At 65.6% G+C, this 14,430-nt stretch carries 18 protein-coding genes; 10 read left to right on the plus strand and 8 right to left on the minus strand.

The features are described 5' to 3' along the window. Positions 1 to 1,190 (minus strand): TPM domain-containing protein (locus tag AC3WK8_RS13180; protein WP_103325574.1); only part of this gene is annotated, 1,190 nt, incomplete at its 3' end. 123 nt (positions 1,191 to 1,313) lie between these two features. On the opposite strand from AC3WK8_RS13180, the gene AC3WK8_RS13185 reads away from it, so the two are divergent. Beyond that, positions 1,314 to 1,850, plus strand: coding sequence for a DinB family protein (locus tag AC3WK8_RS13185; RefSeq protein ID WP_085598627.1), 537 nt, complete (start codon positions 1,314 to 1,316; stop codon positions 1,848 to 1,850). Here the strand turns inward: AC3WK8_RS13185 and AC3WK8_RS13190 are convergent, their stop codons facing one another. Further along, on the minus strand, positions 1,851 to 2,162 hold the full coding sequence (locus tag AC3WK8_RS13190) for a hypothetical protein (RefSeq protein WP_022639576.1): 312 nt from the start codon (positions 2,160 to 2,162) through the stop codon (positions 1,851 to 1,853). Between the two features lie 127 nt (positions 2,163 to 2,289). Between AC3WK8_RS13190 and AC3WK8_RS13195 the strand changes: the two genes are divergently transcribed. Both AC3WK8_RS13195 and AC3WK8_RS13200 read left to right on the plus strand, forming a co-directional pair. Further along, a complete protein-coding gene (locus tag AC3WK8_RS13195; protein WP_022639577.1) occupies positions 2,290 to 2,547 on the plus strand; it encodes a YceK/YidQ family lipoprotein in 258 nt (85 codons plus the stop codon). A gap of 64 nt (positions 2,548 to 2,611) precedes the next feature. Beyond that, positions 2,612 to 2,986, plus strand: coding sequence for a YceK/YidQ family lipoprotein (locus AC3WK8_RS13200; RefSeq protein ID WP_085598623.1), 375 nt, complete (start codon positions 2,612 to 2,614; stop codon positions 2,984 to 2,986). A 56-nt stretch (positions 2,987 to 3,042) separates the two neighbouring features. Here AC3WK8_RS13200 and AC3WK8_RS13205 read toward each other — a convergent pair whose 3' ends face one another. Next, positions 3,043 to 3,816: an EAL domain-containing protein gene (locus AC3WK8_RS13205; RefSeq protein WP_103325576.1), complete on the minus strand. Its 774-nt coding sequence runs from the start codon at positions 3,814 to 3,816 to the stop codon at positions 3,043 to 3,045. Between the two features lie 249 nt (positions 3,817 to 4,065). On the opposite strand from AC3WK8_RS13205, the gene AC3WK8_RS13210 reads away from it, so the two are divergent. Then, on the plus strand, positions 4,066 to 5,067 hold the full coding sequence (locus AC3WK8_RS13210; protein ID WP_031320123.1) for an AraC family transcriptional regulator: 1,002 nt from the start codon (positions 4,066 to 4,068) through the stop codon (positions 5,065 to 5,067). Positions 5,068 to 5,147: 80 nt separating this feature from the next. Here AC3WK8_RS13210 and AC3WK8_RS13215 read toward each other — a convergent pair whose 3' ends face one another. Further along, positions 5,148 to 5,939 carry an AraC family transcriptional regulator gene (locus tag AC3WK8_RS13215; protein ID WP_031320125.1) on the minus strand — a complete coding sequence of 264 codons (792 nt, stop codon included), beginning with the start codon at positions 5,937 to 5,939 and terminating at the stop codon, positions 5,148 to 5,150. Between the two features lie 87 nt (positions 5,940 to 6,026). Between AC3WK8_RS13215 and AC3WK8_RS13220 the strand changes: the two genes are divergently transcribed. The 3 genes from AC3WK8_RS13220 (at position 6,027) to AC3WK8_RS13230 (ending at position 8,890) form a co-directional block, all read left to right on the plus strand. Next, complete coding sequence (locus AC3WK8_RS13220) at positions 6,027 to 7,025, plus strand: bile acid:sodium symporter family protein (protein WP_053136758.1); 999 nt, start codon at positions 6,027 to 6,029, stop codon at positions 7,023 to 7,025. Between the two features lie 142 nt (positions 7,026 to 7,167). After that, on the plus strand, positions 7,168 to 8,196 hold the full coding sequence (locus tag AC3WK8_RS13225) for a leucine-rich repeat domain-containing protein (RefSeq protein WP_103325577.1): 1,029 nt from the start codon (positions 7,168 to 7,170) through the stop codon (positions 8,194 to 8,196). Between the two features lie 46 nt (positions 8,197 to 8,242). Further along, the gene (locus tag AC3WK8_RS13230) at positions 8,243 to 8,890 is read left to right on the plus strand and encodes a hypothetical protein (RefSeq protein WP_103325578.1); all 648 of its coding nucleotides are present in this window, start codon (positions 8,243 to 8,245) and stop codon (positions 8,888 to 8,890) included. Between the two features lie 15 nt (positions 8,891 to 8,905). Here the strand turns inward: AC3WK8_RS13230 and AC3WK8_RS13235 are convergent, their stop codons facing one another. Together AC3WK8_RS13235 and AC3WK8_RS13240 are read right to left on the minus strand one after the other, a co-directional pair. Beyond that, entirely contained in the window at positions 8,906 to 9,214 is a 309-nt protein-coding gene (locus tag AC3WK8_RS13235) for an AzlD family protein (protein WP_103325579.1), read from the minus strand. Further along, positions 9,204 to 9,920 carry an AzlC family ABC transporter permease gene (locus tag AC3WK8_RS13240; protein ID WP_103325580.1) on the minus strand — a complete coding sequence of 239 codons (717 nt, stop codon included), beginning with the start codon at positions 9,918 to 9,920 and terminating at the stop codon, positions 9,204 to 9,206. The genes AC3WK8_RS13235 and AC3WK8_RS13240 overlap by 11 nt, the downstream gene beginning before the upstream one ends. A 171-nt stretch (positions 9,921 to 10,091) precedes the next feature. Here AC3WK8_RS13240 and AC3WK8_RS13245 point away from each other — a divergent pair, with 171 nt between their 5' ends. Further along, positions 10,092 to 10,967, plus strand: a complete 876-nt coding sequence (locus tag AC3WK8_RS13245; RefSeq protein WP_103325581.1) for a LysR family transcriptional regulator — start codon at positions 10,092 to 10,094, stop codon at positions 10,965 to 10,967. Positions 10,968 to 11,033: 66 nt separating this feature from the next. Then, entirely contained in the window at positions 11,034 to 11,654 is a 621-nt protein-coding gene (locus tag AC3WK8_RS13250; RefSeq protein ID WP_103325636.1) for a LysE family translocator, read from the plus strand. Between the two features lie 65 nt (positions 11,655 to 11,719). Here AC3WK8_RS13250 and AC3WK8_RS13255 read toward each other — a convergent pair whose 3' ends face one another. Both AC3WK8_RS13255 and ptrR read right to left on the minus strand, forming a co-directional pair. Beyond that, complete coding sequence (locus AC3WK8_RS13255; protein ID WP_022639588.1) at positions 11,720 to 11,962, minus strand: hypothetical protein; 243 nt, start codon at positions 11,960 to 11,962, stop codon at positions 11,720 to 11,722. Positions 11,963 to 12,048: 86 nt separating this feature from the next. Beyond that, positions 12,049 to 12,927, minus strand: a complete 879-nt coding sequence (gene ptrR, locus AC3WK8_RS13260; protein ID WP_053136534.1) for a putrescine utilization regulator PtrR — start codon at positions 12,925 to 12,927, stop codon at positions 12,049 to 12,051. Between the two features lie 100 nt (positions 12,928 to 13,027). Here ptrR and AC3WK8_RS13265 point away from each other — a divergent pair, with 100 nt between their 5' ends. Beyond that, complete coding sequence (locus tag AC3WK8_RS13265; RefSeq protein WP_103325582.1) at positions 13,028 to 14,419, plus strand: aldehyde dehydrogenase family protein; 1,392 nt, start codon at positions 13,028 to 13,030, stop codon at positions 14,417 to 14,419. Positions 14,420 to 14,430 lie beyond the last annotated feature (11 nt).

A 14,430-nucleotide genomic window follows, 5' to 3' on the forward strand; every position in this document is an offset into this window, starting at 1 on the left:
CCCCCGGAAAATCCCCCTCCCGAGCCAGATGATCCTCCACCGCTGCTGCCGGAGCCGCTGCTCCAACGCACGCTCAGGCCGTTGACGAACAACATGACCCCCAGGAAATAACCGAACGGCAGCGCCTTCCACCAGTGTTCCAGCGCCTCCCAGGCCCCCACGGTCGAGCCCAGCAAGAACGTCAGCGACAACAGCACCGCCACGCGCCAGGCAAAGCCCCTGGGGCTCTTCTTCCAGCGGGCATGCATCATGGCGCAGAGCAGCCAGTGCAGGCCGATCACCAGCAGCGCCGCCCCAGGCCAGGCCAGACCGTAGAGGAAGGTCGAACTGCCCAGGTACTGACTGACGACGGTCAGCAGCGCGATGTACAACAACAGCCCCAGTACACCGTAGAACACCCGCCGCGCCTGCCACAGCCCGGCGAACGTGGCGCCCCCCACCAACATGCACAGCGGCACCATCAGCAGTTGCACCGGCCATTGCGTGCCACCGGCAGCCCCCACCAACAACGCCGTGAGCAACACCAGGCCCGCCAGCACGCGGCGCCAGGCCCAGCCGGCAGCCAGCATCACCCCGGCTACCGAGCCACAGACGAACGCCAGCAGCAACGCGTAGGCCTCGGGCGGAATGCTCAAGGGTTCGGGCTCGGACGGCTCGTCGTCGACCATCGGCATCTGCCCTCCGTCCACCAGCACGATCAGGTCATCCAGGGCGCGCTCGATCCCGCCGGCAAAGTCGCCCCGGGCGAAGGCCGGGACCAGGTCGCGGGCGATGATCTGCCCGGCCAGCAAGTCAGTGACCTGCCCCTCCAGGCCATACCCGACCTCGATGCGCACCTGGCGATCGTTCTTGGCCACCAACAGCAAGATGCCGTCGTCCTGCCCCTTGCGCCCCAGCTTCCAGGCACGGAACAGCTGGTTGCCCAGGGCCTCGATGCTCTGCTGGCCGAGATTGGGCACCAGCATCAGCGCGACCTGTGCTCCCCGGCGCTGCTCCAGGGCAGCCAGCTTGCGCTCCAGGCGCTGCTGGGTCGCGGCATCCAGGGTAGCCGCAAGATCGATGACCCGGCGGTCCAGGGCCACCTTTACCAGGCCCGGAACGCCAGGTTCGGCGAACACCGTCGACGGCAAGCAAGCCAACAGCAATGCCAGCCAGAAGATCCGTCCATGTCGCTGGAACAGTTCGACCATCCTTTTCCACCACTTGTAATACCCTGCGAAGGTGCGGACTTTAACACCCCGGGCGCCAATCCTTGCCTCAGGGCCGGCAGCCTTGCCAAGCTGTCCCGTGCCTGATGAAAACAAGGAGCGGCCATGAACCGTATCGAACACCTGGGCCTGATGGCCCGCTACAACCAGTGGATGAATGCCAACCTGTACCAGGCCGCCATGGGCCTTGCCGACGAACAACTCGTCCTGGACCGGCAAGCCTTCTTCGGCTCGATCCTCGGTACCCTCAATCACCTGCTGGCTGGCGATACCATCTGGCTCAAGCGCTTTGCCCGGCACCCAGGCCAGCATCCGGCCCTGGCGCCACTGCAGCAGGTGGCGACCCCGCAAGACCTCAAGAGCCTGCTGTATCCGGATATCCGCGCGCTCTGGCAGCAACGCCAGTGGCTGGACCAGCTCATCCTCGACTTCAGCCAGTCCCTGGTGGAGGCCGACCTGGATCACGACCTGCCCTACAGCAACACCCGGGGCATCGCCGCGGAACGCAACTTCCACGCCTTGCTGGTGCATTTTTTCAATCACCAGACCCACCACCGTGGCCAGGCCACCACCCTGCTGACCCAGGCCGGGGTGGATGTGGGCGCCACCGACCTGCTGATGCTGATTCCCGCAGCGAGCTGATCAGGCAGCAGCCCAGCGTTGGCGTAGCCGCGGCAAGCCCTTTTCGCGCCAGAACTGCGGGGAAATCCCCCCGCTGGACATGCCGCCATGGGCGAAGGCCTCGACGAAGAAATGCTCCTGGGCATCCAGGCCCCTGCCGGTCAGTCGCTCGAAGGCCTGGGCGAGGACGAGGTCCAGGTGCTCCAGGCTGTCGGGCCAGGGGGTGCGGCCCAGCTCTACCGCCATCGCCCGCCACAGATACGGGTCGCCACGCAGCCCCCAGGTCAGTGGCTCTTCGGCGAACAGCAGGTCAAGGGTACGGGGCTGCGGCATGGAAACTCCTGGGGGCGATGATTTATCCGCGCCCAATCTAGCGCCCGCAGCGGGCTTCTGCGACCATGCGCGCGCAAAAAATCCCCGGCTAAGGAATGGCGCCATCGAACTCTTCAAACCCGCGCTCGTGTTCGCCCTGCTGGCATTGACCGGTTGTGGCACCCTCATCGCCCGCACCCCCGATGCCCATAGCGGCTACGACTACTACAAGGGCACCCAGGCCAACGTCGAGCTGCTGACCATGCGCGGCGCCACTGGCTACGACGGCTACACCACGCTGTTCTGCTGGATGAGCATCGTCTGCCCGGTGGTCGCCATCGTCAGCCTGCCGGTGGACCTGGTGGCCGACACCGCCCTGTTGCCCTACGACGCGCTGAACGACTGACCCTGTTCCAGCTTTCCCTCAAGCCCCTTGTGGACTCACTATCATCCGAATCCTCAGCTCCCTGTTGTTGCTCAATACCCTGCTGCTGTCCGGCTGCGGCACCTACATGGCCCGCGGCGGCAGCCTGGACTGGCGCGACGATCGCTACTACCGCAGCACCCGGACCAGCGCCCAGGTACTCACCGGCTACGACATGGATGGCTACGGCCGCATGCTCACCGGCGGCTGCTGGGTCATGGTGGTCTGCCCGATCGCAATCGTCGCCACCCTGCCGGCAGACGCCTTGCTCGACACCCTGTTGCTGCCCTATGACGCCGTGCAGCCGGAGCGCCCCAAGCGCAACATGAATTCGTCCAGCAAACACCCGAACCTTGAAGATTCCCCACCCCTGGGCGAGCCCTTCCTGGACGTTGGCCAGCGCTGCGTGCCGCTGGCCTGAGCAGCGGCCTTGGCGCGTCCTCAGCGGCTTGGCTGGCGTGACGAGGCGAAAGCGGATCAGGCCTGGTCCGGCACATACAGTTCAGGCATGGCCCGTTGCAACCGACAGGCACGCCCCAGGCGCTCCACCTGGGGCCGGCCAAACAGGTAGCCCTGCCCCCACTCGCCACCGCAGGCGCTGGCCAGGCTCTGGTCGGCAGCGCTTTCCACGCCCTCGACGATCACGCACGGAGCCAGGGTCTTGCACAACTGCACCAGATGCCCAAGGGTCTGCACGCTGTTGGCCTCGCTGCGGGCACGCTGGATATAACCCTTGTCGATCTTGACGATATCCGGCCGGGTCTGGCGGATGAACTCCAGGGTACCCAGGCCCGCGCCAAAGTCGTCGATGGCCACTCGGCAGCCCAGCCCGCGCAGGCACAGGACGAATTCACTGGCTGCCTCGATGCTCGGGGGCGTGGCGCTCTCGGTGATCTCGATCACCAGCCGCGAAGCCAGCGACGGCGCCTCGCGCAGCAGGTCGAGGATGGCGAACCAGAACGAGTCGATGATGGCGCTGCGGGCCGAGATGTTGCAGCCCAGGCGCAGGCGCTCGTCCCGGCGCAGGCAATCGATCACCGCGAGTACCACGGCCCGGTCCAGCTCACGCATCAGCGGCTGCGCCTCCAGCAGCGCCAGGGGATAGGCCTCGCCACCCTGGGCAGCGCCATGGCGCAGCAGCCCTTCGTAATACAGCACCCGATTGTGGTCCGGCAGCCAGACCACCGGCTGGAACGCCAGCATCAGGCGCCCTTCGGCCAGTTCGCGATAAAACTCTTTGCTGCTGTGCATGACAGATCCCTCGACAAGGCAACGGCACACCCTGGCAAGAGTGGCGCGGCAAAGCGCTTGCCGCGGTCACCCAAGGGTCCCTGCCCGAGCATGATCGACCCTCACTCAGGCCCGGAGGAAGTGTTCCCGGACACCTTTCGCTTGTCCTCGGAAACCTGCCTCCCTGCTTAATCGTCTGCGGCCTTTTGTTTATTGCAATCATGCCCGAGGCCGCATCGGCATCGTTTAGCCACCAGTCCAGGAAGACCTATGCACAGAATGACCAGCGCCAGCTTTCGGGTGCTCGCCGATGTCATGAGAGAGGGCGGCGCCAATGTCGACGCCCTGCTCAGGCAGTTCGGCAGCAGCCCCCAGGACGTTGATGAGAACCCCAAGGGCGTCAGGCTGGAACTGGTCTACCAGATGATGGGCGAGGCCTGTCGCCGTACCGGCAACCCGGACCTGGGCCTGCTGGCCTACGACAAGGCCCACCCGGCCAATCTCAAGGCGCTGGGGTATGCGGTGATGTCCTGCGCGACCCTGGGCACGGCGCTGCAACGCCTGGTGGACTACCACGCGCTGATCAGCAACGGTTTCTGCATGTGCCTGGAACGCAAGCCGCAGGCCATGCAATTGATCGGCTTCGACGTCACCGCCGAGCCTTCGTCGATCCCCCGGGCAGTGATCGATGCCGGGGCAGCCCAGACCCTGGGCCTGCTGCACTGGTTGCTGCCCCAGCACAAGCCACGCCCCCTGGCGGCGGCCTTCACCTACGCCGAGCCTGCGGATACCCGCGCCCTGCGCCGCCTGCTGGGGGACAACCTGCAGTTCTGCGCCCCGCACAACAGCCTGACCTTCAGCAGCCAGGACTGCGCCATCGAGCTACCCAGCGCCGACCCGGCCCTGGACGTGCTGCACACCGAATACGCCCGCACCCGGCTCAACGTGCTGCTCAGCGGTTCGATGACCGCAAGGGTGCGTCGGGCCCTTTCCGAATGCCTGGCCCGTGGCGCGCCCAGCGACCTGCCGCACATCGCCGAGATGGTCGGCGTCAGCGCCCGTGGCCTGCAGCGCCGCCTGGGCCACGAAGACGTGCATTTCTCGGCGCTGCAAGACGAAGCCCGGTTGATGCTGGCCCACAGCTTCCTGCGCAATTCCATGCGCAGCGTGAAGTACATCGGCGCATTGCTGGGGTTTCGCGACCAGAGCAGTTTCCACAAGGCCTGCATCCGCTGGTTCGGCATGACCCCGGGGCGCTATCGCGAACAGTGAATGAGCCACCGGATACTGCCCGGGGGTAGCCGCTGCCGCAGGCTCGTGCCGAGTCGCCGGGCGATGGCGCGGTTGCTGGTTCAGCCAAAGAATTCGCCTGGGGTCGCATCGAACTGTTGACGGAAGGCGGCGATGAAGGCCGAGGTGGAATCGTAGCCACACGCCAACGCCACGTCGGTGACCCGCTCGCCCTGCTCCAGCGGCGTCAAAGCGCCCAGCAGGCGCAGGCGCTGGCGCCAGGCTCGGAAGGTCAACCCGGTGTCCTTGAGGAACAAGCGGCTGAGGGTCTTCTCGGTGACGCCGAGTTTCTGCCCCCACTGGCCCAGGGTGGTCTGCTGTTCGGGACGGGCCTGCAGGCTGCGGTAGATCGAACGCAAGCGCACGTCATGGGGCAGCGGCAGCATCAGGTCCAGTTGCGGCGCGGCGGCCAGCTGGTCCAGCAGCACCTGGGCCAGGCGACCGTCGGCGCTGTCCTGCACGTACTCCACCGGCAGCTCGCTGAAGGCGCGGATCAGCTCGCGCAACAGGTCGCTGACCGCCAGTACCTGGCAGTTGTCGGTATCGGCCCAGGCGGTGACGCTGCAATCCAGGTACAGGCTGCGCATTTCGGTACGCGGCGAACTGAACACCCGGTGCGGTACTCCAGCGGGAATCCACACCGCCCGTTGTGGCGGCGCGATGAAGCGCCCAGCGCTGGTCTGGATCTCCAGCACCCCGGCGATGGCATAGGACAACTGCACCCAGGGATGGCTGTGACGCCGGGTCAGGGCCCGGTTGGGCAAGGATTCAGTACGTCCGTACACCGGTCGCGGCAAGCTGGGAAGACCGGGAATACTGCGCCTGACGATCTTTTCATGTCCTTTAGGCGGCATTAACTGGCTCTTTGGCGTTAGTCGGTAGATGACAGGCACGTTAGAGTCGCCCCATCGCTCTTGGCAACCCCCCGGATGATCCTGCTCATGTCCCGCTCCCGCCTGTTACCCGACAACTTCACCCTGACCCTGATCGGCGTCGTCCTGCTGGCCAGCTTCCTGCCCGCCAGCGGCCAGGTGGCCACGGGCTTCGCCTGGCTGACCAACCTCGCCATCGGCCTGCTGTTCTTCCTCCACGGCGCCAAGCTCTCACGCGAGGCGATCATCGCCGGGGCTGGCCACTGGCGGCTGCACTTGCTGGTCTTCGGCCTGACCTTCGTGCTGTTCCCGCTGCTGGGCCTGGCGCTCAAGCCGCTGCTCTCGCCCATGGTGGGCAAGGACCTGTACCTGGGCATGCTCTACCTCTGTGCGCTGCCGGCCACGGTGCAGTCGGCGATCGCCTTCACGTCCCTGGCCCGGGGCAATATCCCGGCGGCCATCTGCAGCGCCGCGGCCTCGAGCCTGTTCGGGATCTTCCTCACACCGCTGCTGGTGACCCTGCTGCTCAACGTCCACGGTGACAGCGGCTCGACCCTGGACGCGATCGTCAAGATCAGCGTGCAACTGTTGCTGCCGTTCATTGCCGGGCAGATCGCCCGGCGCTGGATCGGCGCCTGGGTCGGGCGCAACAAGGACTGGCTGAAGTTCGTCGACCAGGGCTCGATCCTGCTGGTGGTCTACGGCGCCTTCAGCGAGGCGGTGAACGAAGGCATCTGGCAGCAGATCCCGCTGTGGGACCTGGCCGGCCTGGTGGTGGCCTGCTGCATCCTCCTGGGCCTGGTGCTGCTGGCCTCCAGCTTCCTGGGCAAGCTGCTGGGCTTCGACCAGGAAGATCGCATCACCATCTTGTTCTGCGGCTCGAAGAAGAGCCTGGCCACCGGCGTACCCATGGCCCAGGTGCTGTTCGCCGGCAGCACCATGGGTGTGCTGATCCTGCCGTTGATGCTGTTCCACCAGATCCAGCTGATGGTTTGTGCGGTATTGGCCCAGCGCTACGCCAAGCGCCCGGAATCGGTGAGCGAGCTGATGGGCCAGGTCGACCCATGAGCTGCCAGGCACCGGCCTTGTAGCCGCAACCGAGCCAGAGGCCGCGCCCCCCGGGGCGCAGCCCTCGCCAATTGCTCGAGCGCGATACCCCAAGCCCCCCATCGATGGCATGATGCTGCGCGCCAATCATCAAGGACCGTTGATGTTTTCCCATCGTATTCAAGCCCCCAGCCAGGCCGACCTGGACTTGCAGGTCTCTACCCACCTGGATGCCAGCCCCCAGGCCCGGCTCATCGTCCAGTTCGCCAGCCTCCAGCAATACGATCGCGAACTGCTTGCCCGGCTCGATGCGCTTTGCGCCCGCTATGGCGAGCGGCTGATGGTTCGTTTCTACAGCCACCACCCGGGCAGCGCCTTCGATAGCCGGACCCTGCTGGCCTTGCCCAACGTCCACGCCCTGAGCCTGGACTGCCTCGATACCCTGGAGCATTTCGAGGCCATCGCCAGCCTGTCCAGGCTGCGACACTTCGAGCTGCAAGTGATCAGCGCCGATCTGCCCGGCCTGCTGGCCCTGCCCAATCTCAGGCACCTGCAAACCCTGCGGATCTCCCTGGACAAAGGCCCGGCCCTGGATCTGGCGCCCATTGGCCAGATGCGTGAGCTGCACCGGCTGTCCATCAGCGTGCAGGACCACAACCTGGATGTCCTGGGCCAGTGCCCGGGCATCCACAGCCTGAGCCTGCATCGCATGTCGGCCAAGACGCCCCTTGGCATGGTGGCCGGCATGGCTGGCCTGCATAGCCTGTCGGTTAGTTTCGGCAGCCGCGAAACCATGCCGGAACTGCATCACGAGCAGCTGCGGGAGCTGGATATCCTGCGGGTGCGCGGCCTGAGTCAACTGGACCTGGGCGGTTTCCCGCAACTGCAAGTGCTGAAGATCGAGGATCAGGCGCAGTTGGGCCGCCTGGATCTGCGAGGTTGCCCGCAACTGCAGCTGCTGCATCTGGCCAACCTCAAGGCCCTGGGTGAGATCAAGGGCCTGGAAAGCTCGCAGGTCAGCGATTTGCGCCTGATCAGGACTCCGGCCCTGGATATGCTGGCGTTGCTCGCAGGACAACTGCCGCCCACCGTGCAGTACCTCAAGTTGTTCAGTGGCAAGCGCGCCGTGGACAAACAGATCGAAGCCCGGCAACTGCAACTGGGCATCCCCGCACCTCGCGGTCCCCTCTGAACCCCGGCCGCAACACCCACCTCATACATTCGATAGGGAGATCACCATGTCCTTTGTTCGCGCTTTCACCAATCGCTTGCTCGAACACCTGCAGCAGGAAGAACGCCAGCGCATCCTCAAGTCCATCGTGGTCAGCGCTGCCCCGGAACTGTGGTTGAGCCTGGAGTCGGCGGCTTTGCTGGACATCAACCGCGATACATTCGGCCTTGGCGGCCTGCTCGATGAACGTAGCAATGTTCCCCGCTGGCTGATCGCCGCCGAGCGGCGCAAGGTGGATATCTGGATCGAGGACAGCTACGGCAAGCACCCCAGCACTGCCATCGAGTTCAAGGTGGTGCACAACAACAAGAACGCCTATGACAAGATCTGGGAGATCCGCAGGGACCTGGTCAAGCAGATCCCCCGCACCTCGCCCCACGAACCCATCGAGCGCTGGGGAATCGTGATGTTGACGTACTCGAAGTTCTACAGGGACCAGCAAGGCGGCTACAGCTACGGCAAGTTCGCCGACCTGGCGGCCTTTCTGGAAGCGTTCAGGCACGGCCTGGATGATCGTGACGAGTGGTATCAGGGAGCTCCGGAACTGGAGCTGGCCATTGCCCCGACCTTGGTGACTGACCTGGAGGGCGCCCATTACATCGAGCCCGGCAAGGGCGCAGGGGTCTATCTGGCGCTGGTCCGCTGCAAGGCCTGAGCAGCACCAGCGCCCTCACAATGCCCGCAGCAATCCTGCGGCGACTATGCCGGCGGCAATCGCCGGCAGGGGTTTGTTCAACAGCAGCATGATCACCGCGGTGGTCAGCAAGGCCAGCCGCGCGCCGCTGTCGCCGGTGACCGCCAGCGGGGCCAGGACCGCCACCAGGACCGAGCCGGACATGGCCCCGATGAACTGGCGCACTCGCTGGTTGATCGGCACGCAGGACATCACCAGTACGCCGCCCCAGCGTGTGGCCAGGGTCACCACGGCCATGATCGACACAATGAGCAACAGGCCCGAACCGCTGGTTTCAATGTGCATGCTGCTGCTCCATCCATAACGCTCCGACGATACCCCCGCACAAGGCTCCGGCCACCACATGGGTGTTCTCCGGCAGGTAGCGGTAGGCCAACAGCGCTGAACCGGCGGCGACACTCCAGATGACCAGCAGGCGCAGGCTCTTCTGGCCGCCGATCACCATGGCCAGCAGGAAGCAGCCCATTACCATGTCCAGGCCCAGACTCACCGGGTCGTGCAGCGAACTGCCCAGGTACAGGCCCAGCCAACTGCCAGCGACCCAGGTCGACCACAGCGCGAGACCGCCCCCGAACAACAGGCCCAATCCCGGCTTGCCGGCATCGAAGGCCTGCATCGACATGGCCCAGTTGGCATCGGAGACCACCAGCATCACCCCATAGCGCTGGCCGCGCGGCAGCTCCTTGAGCCAGGGATACAGGGTCGCGCCCATCAGCAGGTGCCGAGCGTTGATGGCGAAGACCGTCGCCACCAGGGGCAGCAGCGGCACCTGGGCTCCCCACAGGTCGAGTACCGCGAACTGCGCCGCCCCGGCGAACACCAGGGTGCTCATCAGCACTATGGTTGAGCGATCCAGGCCCGCCTGCACCGCTGCCAGGCCGAAGGCGGCACCGAAGATCATCACGAACAGGGAAATGGGTAGCAGGCGCCTGAAGCCATCCAGCACCTCATGGAACTGCAGCGCGGGGGCGGCTTTATCGATGCTCAGCACAATCAGGCTTCCTTTGGCTGGCGGCACCGCAGTCGGGTGCACGCAGGGTTCGACAGGCGCGGCGCGAGGCCCGCGCAACGGACAGGCAGGCACTATCTACCAGACGTAATGCAGCGAAAAGCGCATAATTCGCCTGCATAGCATTCGCTTCTCGAATACGAGAGTCGCCCCATGAAACAACAGGATCTGCAGCTCGACTGGCTCAAGTGCTTTGTCGCGGTGGTGGATAACGGGTCGTTGTCCGGTGCCGCGCCACAGGTTCATCGCTCGCAATCGGCCATCAGCATGCAGTTGAAAAAACTCGAAGCCGCGGTCGGCCGCCAGTTGCTGCTGCGCGATGCCCGGCACCTGCAACTGACCGCCGATGGCCAGGTGCTGCTGGGTTACGCCCGGCGCCTGCTCGACCTGCATGCCGATGCGCAATCGGCCTTCCACGGTGCTGAGCTGGCGGGGCGGGTGCGCCTCGGGGTGCCGGACGACTACGCGGCCAAATACCTGACCCCGGCGCTCAAGCGCTTCGCCCCGCGCCACGGAGCGGTGGAAATCGAGCTGGACTGCGAGCAGTCGACATCGCTGATCCCCCGGGTGGAGCAAGGCGAGCTCGACCTGGCGCTGATCTCCCGCGATCACTCGCGACGCGGCACCCTGCTGTTCCATGAACCCATGGTCTGGGTCGGCTCGCCGCAGTTCGATATCTGGCGCCGCGATCCGCTGCCGATCGCCGTGTACGAAAGCGTCAGCCTGGCCAGGCGCAGTGCGATCAACTCACTGGCCCTGCAGGGCCGCGAGTACCGGGTGGTCTACAACAGTTCCAGCCTGGCCGGGCAGATCGCCGCGGTGGAGAGCGGCCTGGCGGTGGCGGCCCTGACCCGTTGCAGTGTCCCGGAACATTTACAGATACTCGGCGAACAGGAGGGCTTGGGCCCGCTGGAACCGATGCAGGTGGCGGTGTATCGCAGCCGTGCCAGCAAAGGCTCCAGGCCTGTCGACCACTTGCAGCAGCTGTTGATCAAGACCTTGCGGATCTCGGCCTTCCAGCGGGCCTGAGATTGCCCGATCTGCCCTGCCCGCCTGCCAAGGTGGGCCCCAATACCACTTGCAGAGCCCATGCCCATGACCGTCGCCGACAACCTCCTGGCCTTCACCCTGGCCGCCACCCTGCTGACCCTGACCCCAGGGCTGGATACCGCCCTGGTACTGCGCACCGCCACGGTGGAGGGCAAGCGCCAGGCGCTGCGCGCAGCGTTGGGGATCAATGCCGGCTGCCTGTTGTGGGGCGCCGCGGTGGCGTTCGGCCTGGGGGCCCTGATCGCGGTGTCGGAGCTGGCCTTCAACCTGCTCAAGTACTGCGGCGCCGCCTACCTGGCCTGGCTCGGGGTGCACATGCTGCTGCGTCCGCGCCGCACCTTTGCCCCCGCAGGCACCGACGCCAAGCCCGGTGCCAACTGGTTTCTCAAGGGCATGCTGGGCAATGTGCTCAATCCCAAGGTGGGGATTTTCTATGTGTCCTTTCTGCCGCAGTTCATTCCCCACGGGCAGCCACTGGTGGCCTGGACCTTCGCCCTGGTGAGCATCCATGTGATGCTCGGGCTGATCTGGTCACTGCTGCTGATTGGCGCCACTCGCTCCCTGAGCGGGGTGCTGCGACGGGAAAAGGTGATTCAGTGGATGGATCGCACCACCGGCATGATCTTCGTGCTATTCGCGGCGCGCCTGGCCTTGAGCAGGCGCTGAGAAACCGCTCCCAGCCACTGCCCGGCGCTCCCGAAAACCCACCGCTGGCGCGCCGAGACGGCCTCTCAGGCTCGGCTTTCGCGCCGATACTGCTGCCATTGCGCCCAGCAGTCCTCGGCCACCAGATCGCGATAGCCCCGCTCGTTTTCCATGCTCAGTGCCACCTCCACCGGCACCGCGATGCAGGCGGCGCTGTCACGAATCTCCAGCACTTCGGCTTCGGTCAGGGGCGTGCCCTTGGTGGTCTCGGCATTGAGCAACACCGCCACCAACGCCGGCACGAACACAAGGCAAAGCTGATCGGTCATGACTCATCTCCAGATGCGAGGCAAAGGCCGCGAGCCTACACAAATCGCACCGACGCAGCCATCGAGCGATGGCCGGGCAGCCCCATTCATCCCTCAGCCAGCACGGCCCCCCGCTCCTCCAGCAACTTCACAAAACTGCTCAAGCTCTGGGACACCGTGCCGCGCCGCCAGACCAGCCAGGTCTGCAGGTAGCGAAAGCGCGCAGACAAGGGCCAGACGCTGACCGTGGCTGCCCCGGGCATGCTTTCCAACATGCTGCGCGGCATCAGCGCCAACCCGGCGCCGGCGCTGACGCACGCCAGCATGCCGTGGTAGGACTCCATCTCGTGGATCTTGCCCGGCACCGCGGCGTCCTGGGTGAACCAGCTTTCGAAATGGTGGCGATAGGAGCAGTTGGCGCGAAAGGCGTAGATGCTTTCACCGTTGACCTCACGTGCCCGGGTGATGGGGGCATGGCCCAGGGGCGCGATCAGGACCATTTCCTCCTCGAACACCGGCAGCCCTTCCAGGGTCGGATGGCGCAACGGGCCATCGACGAACGCCGCCACCAATCGGCCGGACAACACACCTTCGAGCATGGTCCCCGAGGGGCCGGTGGACAGGTCCAGCTCGACCTTGGCGTATTGCTGGTTGTAGGCCGCCAGCAACGCCGGGATGCGCACCGCCGCGGTACTTTCCAGGGAGCCCAGGGCAAAGGGCCCCTGGGGCTCTTCGCCAGCCACGGTCAGGCGCGCCTCGGCCACCAGGTCGAGGATGCGCCGGGCATAGTCGAGGAAGTTCCAGCCGGCGGGCGACAAGCGCATGCGGCTCTTCTCGCGGATGAACAGCTCCACGCCCAAGTCCTGCTCCAGCTGCTTGATGCGCGTGGTCAGGTTCGACGGCACTCGATGGATCAACTGCGCCGCGGCGCTGATGCTGCCTTGCTCGGCAACAGCCTTGAAAATCTCTAGCTGGACCAGATCCACTGCATTCTCCAATCGTGAACGACTTGCTCAATATTATTCAGTTTTCAGCAAAGAACCAGCCCCGTAACCTGCTGCCATTCCCACCTTGCAGGACGGTGCCATGACTTCTGTTTCCAGCCATACCCATGCCCTGTCGATCAACCCCGCCACCGGCGAGCGGATCGGCGCCTATCCCTATCAGTCGGATGTCGCCCTGGACGCCGCCCTGGAGCGGGCCCGCCACGGTTTCGGCCAGTGGAGGCGCCTGGACGTCGCCAACCGCGCCGGCTACCTGGTGGCCCTGGCCCAGGTCCTGCGCGACAGCGGCGAAGCCCTGGCCCGCATGATCACCCAGGAAATGGGCAAGCCCCTGGCCCAGGCCCGGGGCGAAATCGAGAAATGCGCCCAGCTGTGCCTGTGGTACGCCAAGCACGGCCCGGCCATGCTGGCCCCGGAAGCGACCCTGGTGGAACACCACAAGGCCCGCATCGAGTACCGACCGCTGGGGCCGATCCTGGCGGTGATGCCGTGGAACTTCCCCATCTGGCAAGTACTGCGCGGCGCAGTACCGGCGCTGCTGGCCGGCAACACCTACGTGCTCAAGCACGCGCCGAACGTCATGGGCAGCGCCTACCTGCTGCTGGAAGCCATGCACAAGGCCGGCTTCCCCGAGGGGGTCTTCGAGCTGGTCAACGTCACCCCGGACGGCGTGTCCCGGGCCATCGCCGACCCACGCATCGCCGCCGTGACCCTGACCGGCAGCGTGCGCGCCGGCATCGCCATTGGTGCCCAGGCCGGTGCCGCACTGAAGAAATGCGTGCTGGAACTGGGCGGCTCCGACCCCTTCATCGTGCTCGACGACGCCGACCTGGACGAAGCGGTCAAGGCCGCGGTAGTCGGCCGCTACCAGAACACCGGGCAGGTCTGCGCCGCCGCCAAGCGCCTGATCGTCGAGCAAGGCGTGGTGGAGGAATTCACCCGGCGTTTCGTCGAAGCCACCCGCACCCTGGTGATGGGCGACCCACTGGCCAACGACACCTATATCGGCCCCATGGCCCGCTTCGACCTGCGCGACGAACTGCACCAGCAGGTCGAGGCGACCCTGGCCGAAGGTGCCAGCCTGTTGCTGGGCGGCGTCAAGCCCGCGGGCGCGGGCAACTATTACCCGCCCACGGTGCTGGCCGGCGTTACCGACCAGATGACCTCGTTCAAAGAGGAGCTGTTCGGTCCGGTGGCCTCGATCATCACCGCTCGCGACGCCCAACACGCCCTGGAACTGGCCAACGACAGCGAGTTCGGCCTGACCGCAACCCTGTTCACCGCCGACCTGGAGCGCGCCCGGCAAATGACCGACGAACTGGAAACCGGTGGTGTGTTCATCAACGGCTATAGCGCCAGCGACCCGCGGGTGACTTTCGGCGGCGTGAAGAAAAGCGGCTTCGGCCGTGAGCTCTCGCACTTTGGCGTGCGTGAATTCTGCAACGCCCAGACCGTGTGGCTGGATCGGCGCTGAGCCGGCCGCTA

It is taken from the genome of Pseudomonas sp. FW507-12TSA (assembly GCF_058781435.1).

Bases quoted from the DNA above. Each gene is read 5' to 3' on its own strand.
- AC3WK8_RS13225 (WP_103325577.1), top strand. From the start codon at position 7,168: ATGTTTTCCCATCGTATTCAAGCCCCCAGCCAGGCCGACCTGGACTTG.
- AC3WK8_RS13230 (WP_103325578.1), top strand. From the start codon at position 8,243: ATGTCCTTTGTTCGCGCTTTCACCAATCGCTTGCTCGAACACCTGCAG.
- AC3WK8_RS13265 (WP_103325582.1), top strand. From the start codon at position 13,028: ATGACTTCTGTTTCCAGCCATACCCATGCCCTGTCGATCAACCCCGCC.
- AC3WK8_RS13255 (WP_022639588.1), bottom strand. From the start codon at position 11,962: ATGACCGATCAGCTTTGCCTTGTGTTCGTGCCGGCGTTGGTGGCGGTG.
- AC3WK8_RS13210 (WP_031320123.1), top strand. From the start codon at position 4,066: ATGCACAGAATGACCAGCGCCAGCTTTCGGGTGCTCGCCGATGTCATG.
- AC3WK8_RS13185 (WP_085598627.1), top strand. From the start codon at position 1,314: ATGAACCGTATCGAACACCTGGGCCTGATGGCCCGCTACAACCAGTGG.
- AC3WK8_RS13245 (WP_103325581.1), top strand. From the start codon at position 10,092: ATGAAACAACAGGATCTGCAGCTCGACTGGCTCAAGTGCTTTGTCGCG.
- AC3WK8_RS13220 (WP_053136758.1), top strand. From the start codon at position 6,027: ATGTCCCGCTCCCGCCTGTTACCCGACAACTTCACCCTGACCCTGATC.
- AC3WK8_RS13215 (WP_031320125.1), bottom strand. From the start codon at position 5,939: ATGCCGCCTAAAGGACATGAAAAGATCGTCAGGCGCAGTATTCCCGGT.
- AC3WK8_RS13205 (WP_103325576.1), bottom strand. From the start codon at position 3,816: ATGCACAGCAGCAAAGAGTTTTATCGCGAACTGGCCGAAGGGCGCCTG.
- AC3WK8_RS13250 (WP_103325636.1), top strand. From the start codon at position 11,034: ATGACCGTCGCCGACAACCTCCTGGCCTTCACCCTGGCCGCCACCCTG.
- AC3WK8_RS13190 (WP_022639576.1), bottom strand. From the start codon at position 2,162: ATGCCGCAGCCCCGTACCCTTGACCTGCTGTTCGCCGAAGAGCCACTG.
- AC3WK8_RS13235 (WP_103325579.1), bottom strand. From the start codon at position 9,214: ATGCACATTGAAACCAGCGGTTCGGGCCTGTTGCTCATTGTGTCGATC.